Source organism: Mesorhizobium sp. PL10, assembly GCF_053714315.1.
Genome location: NZ_JBSKBR010000015.1, coordinates 65,125 through 83,276, shown reverse-complemented (window position 1 = coordinate 83,276; position 18,152 = coordinate 65,125). Strand labels below are relative to the sequence as shown.

Sequence of the window (18,152 nt, the reverse complement as noted above, 5' to 3'; positions counted from 1 at the left end):
TTTGTGCCAAATGGAACTTTTCGAGCCCCTATATATTGAGGCAGAATTAGACAGCCAGTCTGACCGTGAGGGGACATTTGGTATGAATATTCTGTTGAAGCGCGTTTTCGACCGCCTGGTGCGCACGGGCAATCTCAAAGTCACCGGGCCGAAGGGCTTGACCGTGGTTTTCGGCGACGGCAGCGGCGAACCCGTGCACATGCACATCAAGACCAGGCATGCCGAGCGCGCCATCACCTTCGATCCGATGCTGGCCGTGCCGGAAGCCTACATGGACGGCGAACTCGATGTCCTCGAGGGGGGCGTGCTGGGCGTCATGCGTATCGCCTTCCAGAATATGGGCAGCGGCGGCATCGACGCCACCTGGTCGAAGGCGATCGAGGGCCTGCGCCATGCCTTCCGCCGCCTGCAGCAGATCAACACCGCCTCGCGCTCGCGCCGCAACGTACAGCGCCACTATGACCTGTCGGGCGACCTCTACCGGCTTTTCCTCGACGAGGACATGCAATATTCGTGCGCCTATTTCGAGCAGCCGGACATGACGCTTGACGAAGCGCAGGCCGCCAAGAAGCGCCACATCGCCGCCAAGCTCAGGCTGAAGGCCGGCCAGACCGTGCTCGATATCGGCTCGGGCTGGGGCGGCCTTGGCCTTTACCTCGCCAAGACCTTCGATGTCGACGTGCAGGGCGTGACCCTGTCGACCGAGCAGCACGGCGTCGCCACGGACCGGGCCCATGCGCTGGGCCTGCAGGACCGGGTGCATTTCGACCTGAAGGACTACCGCGAGCTCAATGAGCGCTTCGACCGTATTGTTTCGGTCGGCATGTTCGAGCATGTCGGCGTCAACCACTACCGCACCTTCTTCGACAAGGCGGCGACGCTGCTGAAACCCGACGGCGTCATGCTGCTCCACACGATCGGCCGCACCGGCGTGCCATGGGCGACCAGCGCCTTCGTCCGCAAATACATCTTCCCTGGCGGCTACATCCCGGCGCTTTCGGAGGTGATGCCGGCAATCGAGAAATCCGGCCTCGTCGTCACCGACATAGAGATGCTGAGGCTACATTATGCCGACACGCTGAAACATTGGGGCCAGCGCTTTGCCGCCAACCGCGACAAGGCCAAGGCGATCTATGACGAGCGCTTCTGCCGCATGTGGGAGTTCTATCTCGCCGCCTCGGAAGCCGCCTTCCGCTGGCAGGATCTGGTGATCTTCCAGATCCAGATCGCCAAGAAGAACGACACGCTGCCGGTGACGCGCGACTACATGGCCAAATGCGAGAAGGCGCTGGAAATGCGCGATATGGGACATCGCCACGAAACGGCAGCCGCCAAGCCTGCCGTTGCCAGGTCTGTCGCCGCCAAGTCCGTTGCTGTCAGGTCCGCTGCCGCCAAACCGGCACGTCGCCGCAAGGTGTCGGATCGGGAATAACGCCTCGATTGCGCATTGCCGCTTGCCATTGCCGGCTCCGGCACTGAAAAAGGTCTCGTTTTCGCGAGACCTTTTTCATGAACTTTATCCTCACTATCGCAGCCGCCGTGGCCGGGATCGCCGGCGCCCCGGTCATCCTGTTCGCGCCGCGCGGAGCGTGAGCGTGGAACTGCCCCCACCGCTCAGACAAGGCGTCGAGCGCCTGCTCGAAACGATACCGCTGCCGGCGCTGCGCCAGGCGGCGAAGACGCTGTCGGACCGCTACCGCGCCGAACTGCGCGATGGCCGCCTGCACATGGCCGAGGAGATGGCGGTGAAGGCCTATCTGGCGACGCGGCTGCCGGCGACCTATGCCGCCGTGCGCGCCAGCCTCGATTCGCTTGCCGATGCGCGGCCCGATTTCCAACCAAAAACCCTGCTCGATGTCGGCGCGGGCCCGGGCACGGTGCTTTGGGCCACCACGGGCCTGTGGCCCGATCTCGAACAGGCAGTGCTGATTGAAGCCAGCGCCGCGGTGCGCAAGGTGGGCCAGTCGCTGGCTCTTGATACCATCGCCGCCAGGACGGACTGGCGCGCCGGCGATGTGACCATCGACCTTGCCGACCTCCGGCCCGCCGACCTCGTCACCTGCGCCTATGTGCTGGACGAGATCGCGCCGGCATCGTTAGCCAAGCTGACCGACCGGCTCTGGCAACTAACCGGCGATACGCTGCTGATTGTCGAGCCGGGAACGCCGGCCGGCTGGCAGCGAATTCTTGCCGTGCGCCGGCGATTGCTGGAGGCCGGTGCGCATGTGCTGGCGCCTTGCCCGCACGATGCGCCCTGCCCGCTTGAGCCGCCCGACTGGTGCCATTTTTCCCGCCGCGTCGCCCGCTCGCGGCTGCACCGCCTGGCCAAGGATGCCGATGTACCGTGGGAGGACGAGAAGTTCGTCTACGTCGCAGCGTCGCGGCAGCCAGCGCCTGCACATCAGCCGCGCATCATTGCACCGCCGAAAGCCGGCTCCGGCAAGGTGCTGCTCAAATTGTGCCGGCCGGACGGCAGCGCAGGCGAGACGTTTTTCACCAAGCGCGACGGCGAGCTGTTCAAGGCAGCGCGGCGGCTCGACTGGGGCGACACATTGGATGGAAGAATCGGATAGCACCGAGATTGTTCTTGCTTCGTTCCTGTCGGACCAATACAATCAGCATTGCGAGTCAATCGGAATCAGAGCACGGGAATTCTGTCCTGTGGACGGTTTGCCGCCCCTGTGGACAGCGGGCATCAACGCCGATTGAACGCAACTGATGCATATAAGTCAGCACCGGATCTTTCGCGTTCTGGTATCGAGAAGCCGGGATCGAAATCGGGGACATCATGGCTGAGGCAGCACGAAAATTCGGCGTCGCGGAGCAACCGCTTTATCGTGAGGCGCCGAACAACATCGAGGCCGAGCAGGCGCTGCTCGGCGCCATCCTCGTCAACAACGATGCCTTCTACCGCGTCTCCGACTTCCTCAAGGCCGGCCATTTCTATGAGCCGCTGCACCGGAAAATCTTCGAGGTCGCGGCCGAGCTCATCCGCATGGGCAAGGTGGCGACGCCGATCACGCTGAAAACCTTCCTGCCGGCCGACGAGAAGGTGGGCGACATGACGGTGGCGCAATATGTGGTCCGTCTGGCGGTCGAGGCCGTCACCGTCGTCAACGCCACCGACTATGGCCGTGCCATCTACGACCTCGCGACGCGCCGCGCGCTGATCACCGTCGGCGAGGACATGGTCAACATCGCCTATGACGCGCCGGTCGACATGGCGCCGTCCGAGCAGATCGAGGATGCCGAGCGGCGGCTGTTCGAACTGGCCGAAACCGGCCGCTACGATGGCGGCTTCGAGAGCTTCACCGACGCCGTCAAGACCGCCGTCGACATGGCCAACGCCGCCTATATGCGCGACGGCCACCTGTCAGGCCTCGCCACAGGCATGCGCGATCTCGACCGCCGCATGGGTGGCCTGCAGGCGTCGGATCTGATCATCATTGCCGGCCGTCCGGGCATGGGCAAGACATCGCTCGCCACCAACATCGCCTTCAACATCGCCGAAATGTATGTGCCGGCGCAGCAGGCCGACGGCTCGTTCAAGGCCGCCAATGGCGGCGTCGTCGGCTTCTTCTCGCTGGAAATGTCGTCTGAGCAGCTCGCCACCCGCATCATTTCCGAGCAGACCGAAATTTCGTCGTCAAAGATCCGCCGTGGTGAGATTTCGGAGATGGATTTCGAAAAGCTGGTCGCCTGCTCGCAGACCATGCAGAAGATCCCGCTGTTCATCGACCAGACCGGCGGCATCTCGATCGCGCAGCTTTCGGCGCGCGCACGCCGGCTGAAGCGCCAGCGTGGCCTCGACCTCATCGTCATCGACTATATCCAGCTGATGCAGGGTTCCAGCGCCAAGGCCTCGCAGAACCGCGTCCAGGAAATTACCGAGATCACCACCGGCCTGAAGGCGCTGGCCAAGGAACTTTCCGTGCCGATCATCGCGCTGTCGCAGCTGTCGCGTCAGGTCGAAAGCCGCGAAGACAAGCGTCCGCAGCTCTCCGACCTTCGCGAGTCCGGTTCGATCGAGCAGGACGCCGACGTGGTGATTTTCGTCTATCGCGAGGAATATTATCTGAAGAACCGCGAACCCAAGCCCGGCACCGACGAATACATCAAGTGGGAACACGAGATGAACGAAATGCGCGGCAAGGCCGAAGTCATCGTCGCCAAGCAGCGCCACGGCCCGACAGGTTCGGTCAGCCTCGCCTTCCAGGGCGAGTTCACGCGGTTTTCCGACCTCGCCGAAGAGCACCATATTGCGGAGAGGTTTGAGTAGCTTTTTGGCCTACGTCAGCGTCCCGTCACACCCCCCTCTGGCCTGCCGGCCATCTCCCCCGCAAGGGGGGAGATCGGCAGCTTTGAGGGCGGCGTCTGTCTTGCGACGGGCGCGGTTGGCGAAAGCATCGATGACAGCCAATCTCCCCCCTTGCGGGGGAGATGTCCGGCAGGACAGAGGGGGGTGTGCAGGATCGCCAGCCTTCGGTCTTTTGCGCACGGCATCCCACCATGGCTAAATCCCGCGTCCAGTTCATCTGTCAGAATTGCGGATCGGTGCACCAACGCTGGGCCGGCAAATGCGATGCCTGCGGCGAGTGGAATACACTGGTCGAGGAAGGCACGTCGGGCGGCATCGGCTCGGGCCCGGCAAACACGCGCAATGCCCGCAAGGGCCGCGCCGTGGTGCTCACCAGCCTGTCCGGCGACATCGAGGACGCGCCGCGGATCGTTTCGGGCATTGGCGAGCTCGACCGCGCCACCGGCGGCGGGTTCGTGCGCGGTTCGGCGCTGCTGGTCGGCGGCGACCCCGGCATCGGCAAGTCGACGCTTTTGACCCAGGCCGCAGCAGCGCTCGCGTCAAAAGGCCATCGCATCGTCTATGTCTCGGGTGAAGAGGCCGTCGCCCAGATCCGGCTGCGGGCGCAGCGGCTTGGCGTCGCCGACACAGCGGTCGAACTCGCCGCCGAAACCAATGTCGAGGATATCCTGGCGACAATCGCCGACGGCAGGCGGCCGGACCTCGTCATCCTGGATTCCATCCAGACGCTGTGGACCGACCTTGCCGATTCGGCGCCCGGCACGGTCACGCAAGTGCGCGCCGCCGCCCAGGCGATGATCCGCTATGCCAAATCCACCGGCGCTGCCATCGTGCTGGTCGGCCATGTCACCAAGGAAGGCCAGATCGCCGGCCCGCGCGTCGTCGAGCACATGGTCGACGCCGTGCTCTATTTCGAAGGCGAAGGCGGCCACCATTACCGCATCCTGCGCACGGTGAAGAACCGTTTCGGGCCGACCGACGAGATCGGCGTCTTTGAAATGTCGGACAAGGGACTGCGCGAAGTCGCCAATCCCTCCGAGCTGTTCCTTGGCGAACGCCATGCAAAGTCACCGGGTGCCGCGGTTTTCGCCGGGATGGAAGGCACGCGGCCGGTGCTGGTCGAGATCCAGGCACTGGTGGCGCCGTCCTCGCTGGGCACGCCGCGCCGCGCCGTCGTCGGTTGGGACGGCGCACGGCTGTCGATGATTTTGGCGGTGCTCGAAGCCCATTGCGGCGTCCGGTTCGGCACCCACGATGTCTATCTCAACGTCGCCGGCGGCTACCGGATTTCCGAGCCGGCTGCCGACCTGGCGGTTGCCGCTGCACTGGTTTCATCGCTCACCGGTCTTGCCCTTCCCGCCGATTGCGTCTATTTCGGCGAAATCAGCCTGTCGGGCGCAGTGAGGCCGGTTGCGCATGCGCAACAGCGCCTTAAAGAGGCCGAAAAGCTGGGTTTTGGAAGTGCGGTTCTGCCCTTGGGCAGCGAGGAGGTTGCCAATGGCACTGGTCCTGGCGGGATCGGGGCCGGCGCTTTCCAGCCGACCGAACTTGCCGATCTGGTGGCGCGCATAGCCGGCTCACGGCGCAGCCGTGTCGACGAGGAAGAATGACGCGGCTCGCCCGAGCCGTGAAAAGACAATCGGAGTGGGGCGAACAACATGCCGATTACGCTGCTTGACGGAATTCTCGTCGGCTTCACCCTGGTCTCGGCGATGCTCGCCATGGTTCGCGGCTTGTCCCGCGAAATCCTGTCCGTCGTCTCCTGGGCCGCTGCCGCCGCGGCGGCGTTCTTCTTCTACAAGCCGGTGCTGCCTTACGTTCAGCCCTATGTCGAAAGCGACAAGATCGCCATGGCGGCGTCCGCCGGCATCGTCTTCGTCATCGCGCTGATCGTCGTATCCGTCATCACCATGAAGCTTGCCGACTGGATCATCGATTCCAGGATCGGCGCGCTCGACCGTACGCTGGGCTTTCTCTATGGCGCGGCGCGCGGCATCCTGGTGGTTGCGGTGGCGCTTCTGTTCTTCAACTGGCTGGCCGGCGCCAAGGCGCCTGCCTGGGTCGCCAACGCCAAGTCGAGGCCACTGCTTGAGACCATCGGCGCCAAGCTGGAAAGCCTGCTGCCCGAGGATCCGGAAAACGCCATCCTGAAGAAGCTCAACCCGAATCAGCCGGCAGCACCCGAGACGCCTCCGGCAGCCGATGCACCGGCGGCGGATGCGCCGGCAACCGGCGATGACGCGCCAGCGCCCGACGACGAGACCGACGCTCCGGCCGACAATGCGCCGGCACAGCCCGCCGCTCCGGCGCCGGCCGCACCGGCAAACTGAACTGAACGGCATGGCGCCTACCAGGCGGGCGCCATTTATGAGCTGACTATGGTGTGAACCGCGCACGGCGTGCGTTGCTTTCACGGCGCTATCGCCTTATATGGCCATTTTAGCGGAGCTTGAGCCCCATGGCAGTTTCGAAGGCAGACGCAGACGACGTGCTTTCCGCCGAAGCAGACGATCATTTCCACGACGAATGCGGTGTGTTCGGCATTTTCGGCCGTCAGGACGCCGCGGCCATCGTCACGCTGGGCCTGCACGCGCTGCAGCATCGCGGCCAGGAAGCGGCCGGTATCGTCTCCTATGACGGCACCCAGTTCCATGTCGAACGCCATGTCGGTCTGATCGGCGACACATTCACCAAGCAGCATGTCATCGACAGCCTGCAAGGCAACCGCGCCATCGGCCACACACGCTACGCCACCACCGGCGGCGCCGGCATGCGCAACATCCAGCCCTTCTTTGCCGAACTCGCCGATGGCGGCTTCGCGGTCGCCCATAACGGCAACCTCACCAACGCCATGACTGTGCAGCGCGCGCTGCAGAAGCAGGGCGCGATCTTCTCATCGACCTCCGACACCGAGACGCTGTTGCACCTCGTTGCGACCAGCAAGGAACGCGATTTGAATTCGCGCTTCATCGATGCCGTGCGCCAGGTCGAAGGCGCCTTTTCGCTGGTGGCGATGACCTCCAAGAAGATGATCGGCTGCCGCGATCCGCTCGGCATCCGCCCGCTGGTGCTCGGCGACCTCGACGGCGCCTGGATCCTGGCCTCCGAAACCTGCGCGCTGGACATTATCGGCGCCCGCTTCGTGCGCGACCTGAAGCCCGGCGAAATGGTCGTCGTGACCTCGAAGGGCATTGAGTGCCTGTTCCCGTTCGAGCCTCAGAAGACCCGCTTCTGCATCTTCGAATATGTCTATTTCGCGCGGCCGGACTCGTCGGTCGAAGGCCGCAACGTCTACGAGGTGCGCAAGCGCATCGGCGCGGAACTGGCGCAGGAAAGCCCTGTCGAGGCCGACATCGTCGTGCCGGTGCCGGATTCCGGCACGCCGGCGGCGATCGGCTTTTCGCAGGCTGCCGGTATCCCTTTCGAACTCGGCATCATCCGCAACCACTATGTCGGCCGAACCTTCATCCAGCCCGGCGATTCGATCCGCCATATGGGCGTCAAGCTCAAGCACAATGCCAACCGCCGCATGATCGAGGGCAAGCGCGTGGTGCTGGTCGACGATTCCATCGTGCGCGGCACCACCAGCCAGAAGATCGTGCAGATGGTGCGTGATGCCGGCGCTCGCGAGGTGCATATGCGCATCGCCTCGCCGCCGACCAGCGCGTCGTGCTTCTACGGCGTCGACACGCCGGAGAAGTCGAAGCTGTTGGCGTCGCGCATGTCGATCGAGGAAATGGCCGAATTCATCCGTGTCGATTCGCTCGGCTTCCTAACCATTGACGGGCTCTACCGCGCCGTCGGCGAGGCCGGCCGCGACAATGAGCAGCCGCAATTCTGCGACGCCTGCTTCACCGGCCAGTACCCGACCCGCCTGCTCGACTTCGAAGGCCACGACAATGTGCGCACGCTGTCGCTGCTGGCGAACAACGGGGCGTAGAGCCCAACTGACATCCTTGAAAGCGCTCGCATGACCCTCGACCTCTCCGGCCGCGTCGCGGTCGTTACCGGCGCCTCGCGCGGCATCGGCTATTTCATCGCCAAGGAACTTGCCGCCGCCGGCGCGCATGTCATTGCCGTTGCCCGCACCGTCGGCGGGCTGGAAGAGCTCGACGACCAGATCAAGGCCGAGCGCGTCAAAACCGGCAAGGGCGAAGCGACGCTGGTGCCGCTCGATCTTGCCGACATGGCCGGCATAGACCGGCTGGGCGGCGCCATTCATGAGCGCTGGGGCAAGCTCGACATCCTCGTGGCCAATGCCGGCGTGCTCGGCGTCATCTCGCCGATCGGCCATGTCGAGGCAAAAACCTTCGAGAAGGTGATGACCATCAACGTCATCTCGACCTGGCGGCTGATCCGCTCGGTCGACCCGCTGCTCAGGCTGTCCGACGCCGGCCGCGCCATTCTCATGTCCTCCGGGGCCGCGCATTCGGCACGCGCCTTCTGGGCGCCCTATGCGGCATCAAAGGCGGCGGTGGAAGCCATGGCGCGCTCCTGGGCGCATGAGACGCAAAGCTTGCCGCTGCGCATCAATACTGTCGACCCCGGCGCCACCCGCACCGCCATGCGTGCGCAGGCGGCGCCCGGCGAGGATCCAGAAAAGTTGCCGCATCCTTCAGAGATCGCCAAACGGATCGTGCCGCTGGCCAGCCCCGAGTTGAAAGAGACAGGGCTGATCTTCCTGGCTAGGCAGCAGCGCTTCGTCGCCTACCGGCAGCCGGAATAAAAGCTGGGCTGAAGCGGGATTAAACAGGCCTCCAGTTACGTTTCTTCTGACGTAGCACATTCGAAACCGGAGGACCGACATGCGTAGACTTCTTCTCGTTGCCGCCGCTGCGATTGCCGCCACAGCTGGCGTAGCCCTTGCGCAAGACGCCAAGATGAGTTTCTTCGTTACCAGCGTCGGTTCCGGCAAGGGCGCCGATCTCGGCGGCCTCAAAGGCGCCGATGCGCATTGCGCCTCGCTGGCGGAAGCCGCGGGGGTGACCGGCAAGGAATGGCACGCCTATCTCTCGACCGCCGATGTCGATGCGCGCGACCGCATCGGCAAGGGTCCGTGGGTCAATGCCAAGGGCGAAAAGATCGCCGATGACGTCGCCTCGCTGCACAGCGACGCCAATGCCATCAGCAAACAGACGGCGCTCAACGAAAAGGGCGAAGTGATCAATGGCCGCGGCGACAAGCCGAACCGGCACGACATACTGACCGGCTCGAAGCCCGACGGCACCAAGATCGCCGACCAGACCTGCGGCGACTGGACCTTGAGCGGAGCGGAAGGAGCGGCAATGATGGGCCATCACGACCGCACCGGCCTCGATGAGTCGGCGGCGGCGAAATCCTGGAACTCCTCGCATGCCTCGCGCGGCGGCTGCAGCCAGGAGGCGCTGAAAGGCACCGGCGGCGACGGCCTGTTCTACTGCTTCGCGGTGAATTGAGAGACGTCTGGGGAGCGGTTCCGTTCACGGGTCTGTGATGATCCGGCAGGTCCCTCCCCCGTCGCCCTGCTTTCGCCATCAGCCGGGAGTTGCTAGGGTCGATCCGACTCCGACATCCAGCAAAGCGAGGATTCCCATGGCTGCTCCCAGCGTAGCATTGGTCTGGTACCTGGTGATCGCCGGCCCGCAAGGCGGCATGGTGGTTCTGCCCAGCACCTTCGACACCCGCGAACAGTGCACCAACGCCATCACCGAATACCAGAAGCAGCCGACCCCGGCCGGCTGGGCGGTGAACTGCGTGCCGAGCGCCTCGCCGTTCACCGATGAGGGCGACGCGGAAGAGCCTGCGGCGCAGTAGGGCGCGAGGCCGAAGCTGCGATCTCCCCACCTGTGGGGGAGATGGCCGACGTCAGCGCTGTGCGCTCACCGTCAGCTCCGGCTTGCTGTTGATCGTCTGGAAGACCACGCAATAGCGCTCTGTGAGCTTGATCAGCGCGTCGATGCGCTCCTGCGGCTCATCGGTGTCGAGATCGAAATTCAGCCGGATGGCGCGGAAGCCGACCGGTGCATCTTTCGCCACACCCAGCGTGCCGCGAAAGTCGAGATCGCCTTCGGCCTCGACGGTGGCCGAGCCAAGCCTGAACTCCAGCGCAGTCGCCACCGCCTTCAGCGTGACCCCGGCGCAGGCGACCAGGGCCTCCAGAAGCATGTCGCCCGAGCATAGTTCGAGCCCGGAGCCGCCGGTTGCCGGATGCAGGCCGGCCACGGCCAGCGCCCTGCCGGTTTCCACCTTGCAGGCGATCGCTTGGTCGTCGATCGAACCTTTGGCGCGAAGCGTGATCAGCGCCTGCGCGGCGTCGCCGCGATAGGCCTCCTTGAGCGGCGCCTGCATGGCCTTGAGTGCGGTGGCGTCCATGGTCCTGTCCTTTCGAGTCCGTCGCGCTTTGATAGCACTGATATGCCGGCGCGACAGGGGGGCCACGATGTTCGCGAAGAGTTACTTTGACTTCGACCGCCTGGGCCATACCTATGCGGGAGCCATTCCCGGAGGTGTCATGCGTGCCAAGCTGAAGCTCATTCCTGCAATTCTCCTGTTGCTTGGCGCACTGATAGGGCCCGGCCTCGCCGAAACGCCCGAGCGTCCTGCACCCACCGGCGGGGTGCTGTCGCTGCTGCCGGCGCCACAAACGACCAGCCATTCAATCACCATTGCCGGACGCAAGCTGGACTACCAGGCAAAGGCCGGCACGCTGTCGCTGCTTTCGGGCAAGGCCGAGGTTACGGCGGAAATCTTCTATGTCGCCTACACGCTGCCGCCGGCGGCGGGTGCGGAGAAGGCCCGTCCCATCACCTTCGTCTTCAATGGCGGCCCCGGAGCGGCGTCCGCCTATCTGCATCTCGGCGCGCTCGGGCCACGTGTCATCGCGACCGGCGCCGATGGCCAATTCCTGCCACCGCCGCAAAAGCTGATCGACAATCCCGACAGCTGGCTCGACATGACCGACCTCGTCTTCGTCGATCCGGTCGGCACCGGCTACAGCCGCGAGGCGCCGGGCCAAGATACCAAAGACTTCTGGGGCATCAGCCAGGACGCCAGCTCGATCGGTGCCTTCATCCGGCTCTATCTCGCCCAGAACGGCCGCACCGGATCGCCGCTCTTCCTTGCCGGTGAAAGCTATGGCGGGTTCCGGGCAGCACTTCTCGCCAGAACCCTGCAGGAGGATGTCGGCCTGAGCCCCAACGGTATTGTGCTGATCTCGCCGGCGCTGGAATTCACGCTGGTGCTGCCAGATGAATTCCAGCCCCTGCATTGGGCGCTCGAACTGCCCTCGCTGGCCGCGGTGCGATTGCGCGGCGAAGGCGTCGGCGGCGAGGCGCTGCGCGAAAAGCTCGCCGAGGTCGAAAAGTATGCGCTGGGCGATTACCTCGCCGCCCTGACCGGCGGGCTGGAACAGGGCGGACGACTGGCCAGCCAGCGCGTGGCCGAGATCACCGGCTTGCCGCTCGACCTCGTGCAGCGCAATTTCGCCCGCATCCCGACCGCCCTGTTCGCGCGCGAATTCCAGCGCACCGGTGGCAAGGTGCTCAGCCCCTATGACGGCACGGTCGCCACCGCCGACATCGCGCCGGAGAGCGCTCGCAGCGCCGGCCCGGATCCGGTGCTCGACCGCAGCGTGCCGGCGTTGACCTCGGCCTTTGTCGGCTATGTCAGCAGCGAGCTGAATTTTCGCACCGATGTCAGCTACCGGTTGCTCAACGGCGACGTGACCCACAATTGGGACTACGGCGGTTCGCGGCAAGGCTATGCCGGGGTGATGGACGATCTGCAGCGGGCACGTTCGCTGAACCCGGCACTCGGCGTGGTAATCGTCAACGGCTACACCGACCTGGTCACGCCCTATCTGGCCTCGCGCTATCTGGTGAACCAACTCCCGACGCTCGCCAATGCCAAGCCTATCCGTCTCGACGTCGTCGAGGGCGGCCACATGATGTATTTCAGGCCGGACGGCCGGCGCGCGCTGAAGGACGCGGCTTCGGCGCTCTACCAGGCAACGCAGTAGGCCGTGGCAGCCGTTCACCCTTCTGAGTGCATAGCCCCAGCGAAGCTATCGGCGGTCTCCGCCGCGGCGCGGTGGTAAGGTCAAGAACCGGTTCCACTGCCGGCCGTTGGCGGACGGCGCCCGGAGAGGGCTTCAACCGCGTCTTCGATGCCGACGACCTGCCGCTCGACGTCCTCCAGATACAGTCGCCCGGCCGCAATCTGACCGTCGATGATCTCGAACAGCGTGACCCCGCGCACCTCAAAGGGTTGCCCGTCGCGGCGAGTACCTGACCAATGCCATTCGATCCAGGTCGTTTCACCGTCTTGGACCGAGCGCGTGACCGTTGCGTGGAAGTCAGGTATTCCGGTGAACATGGCCTCCCAGTTGGCGCGCATCTGGTCGCGCCCGACGAAGGCTCTGCCCGGGTGCGCCGGCTGTACGCTCCGATAGTTCTCGTGGATAAGAGCGGTGACGGCGTCGAGATGATGCGCGTTCATCGCCGTCACCAGTCGATCGATCACTTCAGTCATCGAAACTCCCGGATGCAGCACATGCATCAGCGAGCCCTCTCCGTAGTCCGCGCCGGGGTGAGCCACGCCGATCAATCCGCGAGCCTCAAAGATCAATCCGCGAGCCTCAAAATTACCTGATTGGGCTATGGTCGTCCAGCATTGCAAGACGCCTAACCTGCGCGTTCGCCTCCTCGCGTAATAGCGTCAGCGACCACTGCTAAGTGGCTTTTGGTCGTGCAAGTCCTTTGTAAGCCTCAGGCGAATGCGGGCCGCCGGCCCCTGCCCCAACGCAAGCCCGAAGCTGGCGCAGAGGCGTGCTGGCTGTGCCATGGAATGATGACACCCTCCTGACGGCAAGGTGTCAGGATCGCAAGCTTAGTCTGGTGACATGACGGATTCTCCCGGCGAGCCCGACACGCTCATGCATCACACGGCCAGCATCGCCGCCGAGCGCACGCTTGGCATCATGCTGGTGTCGGCCTCGGCCGTCGCCTTCGCGCTCACCGGCGTGCTGACCAAGTCGATCAATGCCGATCCACTGACCATCACATGCTGGCGCGGCTTCGTCGGCTCGATCCTGATAAGCTTCTACGTGTTCTGGCGGCGCCGCCGCTCGGGCGGGAGCGAAAGCCTGCGGCTCGGCTGGCGCGGCTGGCTGCTCGCGGTCGAAGGAGCGGCCGCCAGCATCGCCTTCATCTCGGCCTTCAAACACACCTATGTCGCCAATGTCGCGGTCATCTACGCGACCTCGCCCTTCATCGCGGCACTGCTCGCCTTCCTTTTGGTGCGGGAGAAATTCCGGCTGCAGACGATGCTTGCCGCCGCCGTGTCGCTTTGCGGCGTGGCCATCATGGTTGGCGGCGGCCTCGGCAGCGGCCATCTCTTCGGCGACGGGCTGGCGCTTTTGATGACCGCCGGCAGCGCGCTCTACATGATCATGGTACGCGCCTTCCGCGACTCGCCCGTCGTCTGGGCCGGCGCGGTGTCGGCCTTCCTGCTCTTCGTGCTCGGCTGGCTGGTCACCGATCCGCTGGCGGTCTCGACCCGCGATATGGTGCTGCTTGCCGCCTTCGGCTGCTCCTTCGCGCTGGCCTCGATCCTGTGGACAGAAGGCTCGCGGCTCATCCCGGCACCCGAATCCGGCCTGCTCGGTTCGGCCGAAGTGCCGTTCGCGATCCTGTTTGCCTTCCTGTTTCTGGCCGAGATCCCGCCGGCCGCCAGCCTGATCGGCGGCGCCATCGTGCTGTGCGCCGTGTTTGCCCATGCGGGGCGCGACTGGCTGGTGGCGAGAAAAAGTGCGGCAACCCGATAATTATTTTCAAAGTCATGGAACCATCATTCGAGTCAGGCATTTTATGTGCGACGGGTCACCCCCCAAGTCCCCCCAAACCCCTCGACCCGTCCTCCTTAAAGCCGACCGTAAGGTCGGCTTTTTCTTTGCAAATCAGCTGGGAGCGCCCGGCAAGGCGAGGTTGTCGCTCAGCAAGGCGGCAAGATCGCGTGCCGGCCGGTCGGCGCCCTGACCGAGCCTTATGGCGAATTGTGCCGTCGGCACCGGCGGCAGGCCGAGGTCGCGCGGCGCTTCGACGATGCCGGAATGAGCGAAGCGGGCGGTTCGCAAGGTCAGCGCAATGCCGGCGTTGACCGCGGTGCGCAAGCCCGCAAGGCTGGCGCTGCCGGCGGCGATGCGATAGCGGCGGCCGGCGGCATCCAGCGCCGCAAGGGCGGCCTCGCGAAAACCGCAATAGGGATCGAGCAGTGCCAGCGGCAGCTCTTCCTCTCGCGCGGCCAGTCCCTTTTGCGAGCAGAGCCACAGCATCGGCTCACTGAACAGCCCGACTTCGTCATTGGCGGGCGTTTTGCGCATGATGATGGCCAGATCGAGCTGACCGCCCTGCAGCGCCTCGCCAAGCTCAGCCGAGCGACCGACGCGCAATTCGATCCTGACGCGCGGATGGCTGGTCGCAAAGGCCCTGAGCAGCTCCGGCAGGCCGCTGTCGGCGAAATCCTGCGTCGTGCCGATGGCGACACGGCCGGCGGCGCGTGCGCCCTTCAGCGCCAGCCAAGCCTCGCTGTGGACGGCAAGGATGCGACGGGCATGGCCGACCAGATCCTCGCCGGCCGGTGTCAGTCCGCGCCCACGCCCCCGCGCCACCAGCAGCGCTTCGCCGACGATCTCCTCCAGCCGCTGCATCTGCGCCGTCACCGCGGAAGGCGAGCGGCCGACAGCGGACGCGGCCTGCGCCAGCGAGCCGCCATCGACAAAGGCGAGGAAGGTTCTGAGGAGATCGGGTTCGAGCGCTTGCATACTTCGATAATACAGAACCTTCTATTCCAAACAATTCGATTTTTTTGATCCAACCATCATGACATGGTCTCTTCAACGGCAAACAGACGCCGCTCAACCAAAGGAGAGAAAAATGCCGATCATCAACATCAGCGTCACCGGCAAACCCGACGCCAAGCTGTCCGCGACGATTGCCAGGGAAATCACCGACCTGACCGCAACGCATCTGCGCAAGGACCCGACGATCACCGCCGTCGCCGTCAGCTATGTCGACCCGCAGCACTGGTTCGCCGGTGGCAAGTCGCTGGCCGAGCATGGCGCCAACACCTTCTGGCTCGACATCAAGGTGGTCGACGGCACCAACACCAAGCTGGAGCTCGAGGCCTATCTGAAGGCGATCTTCGAAGCTTTCGGCCGATTGCTGGGCGGCGTGCATGAGGAGAGCTATGCCTTCGTGCACGAAGTTCCGGCCGCCGCCTATAGCTATGGCGGCAAGAGCCAGGAGTTCCGGTTCATCAGCGGGCGGCTGAAGGCGGCATAGCGCTATCCTCCCCTTCCCCCTGTGGGAGAAGGTGGCCTCGCGAAGCGAGGTCGGATGAGGGGTGTTCCAGCGGAGTGAGACGTTGGCGTTCCCTGGAACACCCCTCATCCGTCTCGGCGCTACGCGCCGATCCACCTTCCCCCACAAGGGGGGAAGGAAGAGAGCGTCGAGCTCTACATTGACCTTGCCCCCCATTGCGTTACCCTCTCCTGCGAAGCGGACGGAGAGCCGCGATACCGGAACGTTGGGAGAGACGCGGCATGATCCTGACACTGGCGCTGCTTGCAGGCCTCGTGCTGGCCTGGCTGCTGATAGGCGCGATCGAGACCATTCGCCTCGACCTGCGCTTCGCCCAGGCGCTGCTCTATGTGCCGTTCAAGCTGGCCTACCGGCTCGAAGACCGGCGCATCCGCATTGCGCGCAATGCGCCGACACCGGTGATCTATGTGGTTTCGCACCAGTCTCGCATCGAGCCGGCGCTGATGCTGTCGCTGCTGCCCGACGACACGCTGCACATTCTCGACGAGGCCTCTGCGCGTTCGCCCTGGCTGGAGCCGTGGCGCGAGCTTGGCCGCACCATCGCCTTCAACGCCGAGCATCTATTCGTCAGCCGGCGGCTGGTCAGGGTGCTGAAGGGCAAAGGCCGACTTGCCGTCTATCTGCCCGACGACGTCGAGCCTGATGTGAAGTCATTTCGCCTCTTCCGCGCCGTCACCCGCATTGCCATGCAGGCCGACGCCCGCATCGTGCCGATCTTCGTCGCCGGCGCGCGCGACCTGCCGGTGTCCTTGACGCCAAGGGACCGGGCGCCCCGCCACTGGTTCCCGAAACTGTCGATCAGTGTGCTGGAGCCGATGACGATTGCCGAGCTGCTGGCGCGCAATCCCGATCAGGCTTCCAACACCAATGCGTTGTTCGACCGCATCGCCGAGGCCAGGCTCTACGGCAGCAACCTCGATCGCGGCCTGTTCCTGGCCATGCGCGATGCAGCCGATCGCACCGGCGCCTCGCATCCGATCATCGAGGACGTGATCAGCGGTTCGCTCAGCTATCGAAAAATGTTCATCGGCGCGCGCGTGCTCGGCCGCCGCTTTGAGGCTACAACGGCACCCGGCGAAGCAGTCGGGGTGCTGCTGCCCAACGCCAATGGCGTGGTGCTGTCCTTTGTCGGCCTGATGTCAGCTGGCCGCGTAGCTGCGATGATCAACTACACCGCCGGGCCGGCGAGCGTGACCGCCGCGGTGCGCACGGCTGTGATCCGAACGGTGGTGTCCTCGCGCGCATTCGTCGAGAAGGCCGGGATTGCTGACATCATCGCCGCGGTCGAGGCCGGCGGCGCCAAAATGCTGTGGCTGGAGGATGTCCGCGCAAGCGTCACAGCGCTGGAAAAGCTCGCGGCCGCCGCGTTGTGGCGTATTCCGCTGCAGCGGCAGGACGCGGCCAAGCCGGCGGTGATCCTGTTCACCTCGGGCTCGGAAGGTACGCCGAAGGCCGTGGTGCTGTCGCACCGCAATCTTCACGCCAACGCCATGCAGGCCGAGGCGCGCATCACCATCTCGCCGTCCGACATCCTGCTCAACGTTCTGCCGGTGTTTCATTCTTTCGGGTTGACCGGCGGCACCATCCTGCCGCTGGTGAGCGGGGTAAAGCTGTTCCTCTATCCCTCGCCGCTGCACTACAAGATCATCCCGGAGATCGCCCGCAAGGTGAAGCCGACGATCATGTTCGGCACCGACACGTTCCTCGCCAATTATGCGCGCACCGCCAAGGATGGCGATTTCTCGAGCCTGCGTTTTGTCGTTGCCGGTGCCGAGGCGGTAAAGCCGGAGACGCGCCGCGTCTACCGCGAGCGCTTCGATGCCTCAATCATCGAGGGCTTCGGGCTGACCGAGGCCGCCCCCGTGGTCGCCGTCAACACCGCCATTCATGGCCGCGACGGCACGGTCGGGCGGCCGCTGCCGGCGGTGCGCATGAAGCTCGAAGCCGTCGAAGGCATAGAGGATGCCGGCCGCCTGTGGCTCCACGGGCCGAATTTGATGATGGGTTACATGACGGCCGACCGCCCCGGTGAATTGCAGCCGCTGGACGGCTGGCACGACACCGGCGACATCGTCTCGGTCGACCGCGAGGGCTTCATCACCATTCGCGGCCGCGCAAAACGCTTCGCCAAGATCGCCGGTGAGATGGTGTCGCTCGGCGCGGTCGAGATGCTGGTGCAGTCACTATGGCCGGAAGAGCGCCACGCCGCGGTGGCAGTGCCCGACAAGAGGCGCGGCGAGCGCATCGTGCTGGTCACCACCGCAGGCGACGCCGATCCGGAAGAGCTACGCAAGTTCGGCAAGCAGGCCGGTGCGGCCGAACTGATGGTGCCCAACGACATCGTCAAGGTCGGCGAGATTCCGGTGCTGGGCTCCGGCAAGACGGATTACGTCTCGACGCGAAAGCTGGCGATCGAAAAGCTGGGGCTCAGCGCTGCGGCTTGAGGCTTGCGGACGTCGTCGAGTATTCGTACCGAA

The 18,152-nt window shown here is 64.8% G+C and carries 16 protein-coding genes; 13 read left to right on the top strand and 3 right to left on the bottom strand.

Annotated elements, in window-relative coordinates:
* The first annotated feature begins 82 nt into the window (after positions 1–82).
* The 9 genes from ACWGTO_RS23030 to ACWGTO_RS22990 all read left to right on the top strand — a co-directional run bounded on the left by ACWGTO_RS23030 (position 83) and on the right by ACWGTO_RS22990 (position 10,111).
* On the top strand, positions 83–1,432 hold the full coding sequence (locus tag ACWGTO_RS23030; RefSeq protein WP_454577097.1) for a class I SAM-dependent methyltransferase: 1,350 nt from the start codon (positions 83–85) through the stop codon (positions 1,430–1,432).
* A 163-nt stretch (positions 1,433–1,595) separates the two neighbouring features.
* Positions 1,596–2,573 (top strand): small ribosomal subunit Rsm22 family protein, encoded by a 978-nt coding sequence (locus tag ACWGTO_RS23025; protein WP_454577096.1) that lies wholly within the window; start codon positions 1,596–1,598, stop codon positions 2,571–2,573.
* A gap of 215 nt (positions 2,574–2,788) precedes the next feature.
* Positions 2,789–4,279, top strand: coding sequence for a replicative DNA helicase (locus ACWGTO_RS23020; RefSeq protein WP_454577095.1), 1,491 nt, complete (start codon positions 2,789–2,791; stop codon positions 4,277–4,279).
* 230 nt (positions 4,280–4,509) lie between these two features.
* On the top strand, positions 4,510–5,928 hold the full coding sequence (gene radA / locus ACWGTO_RS23015) for a DNA repair protein RadA (protein WP_454577094.1): 1,419 nt from the start codon (positions 4,510–4,512) through the stop codon (positions 5,926–5,928).
* Between the two features lie 48 nt (positions 5,929–5,976).
* Positions 5,977–6,648 (top strand): CvpA family protein, encoded by a 672-nt coding sequence (locus ACWGTO_RS23010; RefSeq protein WP_454577093.1) that lies wholly within the window; start codon positions 5,977–5,979, stop codon positions 6,646–6,648.
* A 128-nt stretch (positions 6,649–6,776) separates the two neighbouring features.
* A complete protein-coding gene (gene purF, locus ACWGTO_RS23005; RefSeq protein ID WP_454577092.1) occupies positions 6,777–8,258 on the top strand; it encodes an amidophosphoribosyltransferase in 1,482 nt (493 codons plus the stop codon).
* 30 nt (positions 8,259–8,288) lie between these two features.
* The gene (locus tag ACWGTO_RS23000; protein WP_454577091.1) at positions 8,289–9,044 is read left to right on the top strand and encodes an SDR family NAD(P)-dependent oxidoreductase; all 756 of its coding nucleotides are present in this window, start codon (positions 8,289–8,291) and stop codon (positions 9,042–9,044) included.
* Between the two features lie 79 nt (positions 9,045–9,123).
* Positions 9,124–9,753 (top strand): hypothetical protein, encoded by a 630-nt coding sequence (locus ACWGTO_RS22995; protein ID WP_454577090.1) that lies wholly within the window; start codon positions 9,124–9,126, stop codon positions 9,751–9,753.
* A 136-nt stretch (positions 9,754–9,889) separates the two neighbouring features.
* Entirely contained in the window at positions 9,890–10,111 is a 222-nt protein-coding gene (locus ACWGTO_RS22990; RefSeq protein ID WP_023689120.1) for a hypothetical protein, read from the top strand.
* 51 nt (positions 10,112–10,162) lie between these two features.
* Here ACWGTO_RS22990 and ACWGTO_RS22985 read toward each other — a convergent pair whose 3' ends face one another.
* The gene (locus ACWGTO_RS22985; protein ID WP_454577089.1) at positions 10,163–10,669 is read right to left on the bottom strand and encodes an OsmC family protein; all 507 of its coding nucleotides are present in this window, start codon (positions 10,667–10,669) and stop codon (positions 10,163–10,165) included.
* Positions 10,670–10,808: 139 nt separating this feature from the next.
* Between ACWGTO_RS22985 and ACWGTO_RS22980 the strand changes: the two genes are divergently transcribed.
* On the top strand, positions 10,809–12,314 hold the full coding sequence (locus ACWGTO_RS22980) for a S10 family peptidase (protein ID WP_454577088.1): 1,506 nt from the start codon (positions 10,809–10,811) through the stop codon (positions 12,312–12,314).
* 80 nt (positions 12,315–12,394) lie between these two features.
* Here the strand turns inward: ACWGTO_RS22980 and ACWGTO_RS22975 are convergent, their stop codons facing one another.
* The gene (locus ACWGTO_RS22975) at positions 12,395–12,826 is read right to left on the bottom strand and encodes a nuclear transport factor 2 family protein (protein ID WP_454577087.1); all 432 of its coding nucleotides are present in this window, start codon (positions 12,824–12,826) and stop codon (positions 12,395–12,397) included.
* 370 nt (positions 12,827–13,196) lie between these two features.
* Between ACWGTO_RS22975 and ACWGTO_RS22970 the strand changes: the two genes are divergently transcribed.
* Positions 13,197–14,120, top strand: a complete 924-nt coding sequence (locus ACWGTO_RS22970) for a DMT family transporter (protein WP_454577086.1) — start codon at positions 13,197–13,199, stop codon at positions 14,118–14,120.
* 132 nt (positions 14,121–14,252) lie between these two features.
* Here ACWGTO_RS22970 and ACWGTO_RS22965 read toward each other — a convergent pair whose 3' ends face one another.
* A complete protein-coding gene (locus tag ACWGTO_RS22965) occupies positions 14,253–15,116 on the bottom strand; it encodes a LysR substrate-binding domain-containing protein (RefSeq protein ID WP_454577085.1) in 864 nt (287 codons plus the stop codon).
* Between the two features lie 112 nt (positions 15,117–15,228).
* Between ACWGTO_RS22965 and ACWGTO_RS22960 the strand changes: the two genes are divergently transcribed.
* Complete coding sequence (locus ACWGTO_RS22960; RefSeq protein ID WP_454577084.1) at positions 15,229–15,636, top strand: tautomerase family protein; 408 nt, start codon at positions 15,229–15,231, stop codon at positions 15,634–15,636.
* A gap of 260 nt (positions 15,637–15,896) precedes the next feature.
* The gene (locus tag ACWGTO_RS22955; RefSeq protein ID WP_454577083.1) at positions 15,897–18,119 is read left to right on the top strand and encodes an AMP-binding protein; all 2,223 of its coding nucleotides are present in this window, start codon (positions 15,897–15,899) and stop codon (positions 18,117–18,119) included.
* Positions 18,120–18,152 lie beyond the last annotated feature (33 nt).

Excerpts from the sequence above, each read along its gene's own strand:
- ACWGTO_RS23030 (WP_454577097.1), top strand. The coding sequence starts at position 83 with ATGAATATTCTGTTGAAGCGCGTTTTCGACCGCCTGGTGCGCACGGGC.
- ACWGTO_RS23020 (WP_454577095.1), top strand. The coding sequence starts at position 2,789 with ATGGCTGAGGCAGCACGAAAATTCGGCGTCGCGGAGCAACCGCTTTAT.
- radA (WP_454577094.1), top strand. The coding sequence starts at position 4,510 with ATGGCTAAATCCCGCGTCCAGTTCATCTGTCAGAATTGCGGATCGGTG.
- ACWGTO_RS23010 (WP_454577093.1), top strand. The coding sequence starts at position 5,977 with ATGCCGATTACGCTGCTTGACGGAATTCTCGTCGGCTTCACCCTGGTC.
- purF (WP_454577092.1), top strand. The coding sequence starts at position 6,777 with ATGGCAGTTTCGAAGGCAGACGCAGACGACGTGCTTTCCGCCGAAGCA.
- ACWGTO_RS23000 (WP_454577091.1), top strand. The coding sequence starts at position 8,289 with ATGACCCTCGACCTCTCCGGCCGCGTCGCGGTCGTTACCGGCGCCTCG.
- ACWGTO_RS22995 (WP_454577090.1), top strand. The coding sequence starts at position 9,124 with ATGCGTAGACTTCTTCTCGTTGCCGCCGCTGCGATTGCCGCCACAGCT.
- ACWGTO_RS22990 (WP_023689120.1), top strand. The coding sequence starts at position 9,890 with ATGGCTGCTCCCAGCGTAGCATTGGTCTGGTACCTGGTGATCGCCGGC.
- ACWGTO_RS22985 (WP_454577089.1), bottom strand. The coding sequence starts at position 10,669 with ATGGACGCCACCGCACTCAAGGCCATGCAGGCGCCGCTCAAGGAGGCC.
- ACWGTO_RS22980 (WP_454577088.1), top strand. The coding sequence starts at position 10,809 with ATGCGTGCCAAGCTGAAGCTCATTCCTGCAATTCTCCTGTTGCTTGGC.
- ACWGTO_RS22975 (WP_454577087.1), bottom strand. The coding sequence starts at position 12,826 with ATGACTGAAGTGATCGATCGACTGGTGACGGCGATGAACGCGCATCAT.
- ACWGTO_RS22970 (WP_454577086.1), top strand. The coding sequence starts at position 13,197 with ATGACGGATTCTCCCGGCGAGCCCGACACGCTCATGCATCACACGGCC.
- ACWGTO_RS22965 (WP_454577085.1), bottom strand. The coding sequence starts at position 15,116 with ATGCAAGCGCTCGAACCCGATCTCCTCAGAACCTTCCTCGCCTTTGTC.
- ACWGTO_RS22960 (WP_454577084.1), top strand. The coding sequence starts at position 15,229 with ATGCCGATCATCAACATCAGCGTCACCGGCAAACCCGACGCCAAGCTG.
- ACWGTO_RS22955 (WP_454577083.1), top strand. The coding sequence starts at position 15,897 with ATGATCCTGACACTGGCGCTGCTTGCAGGCCTCGTGCTGGCCTGGCTG.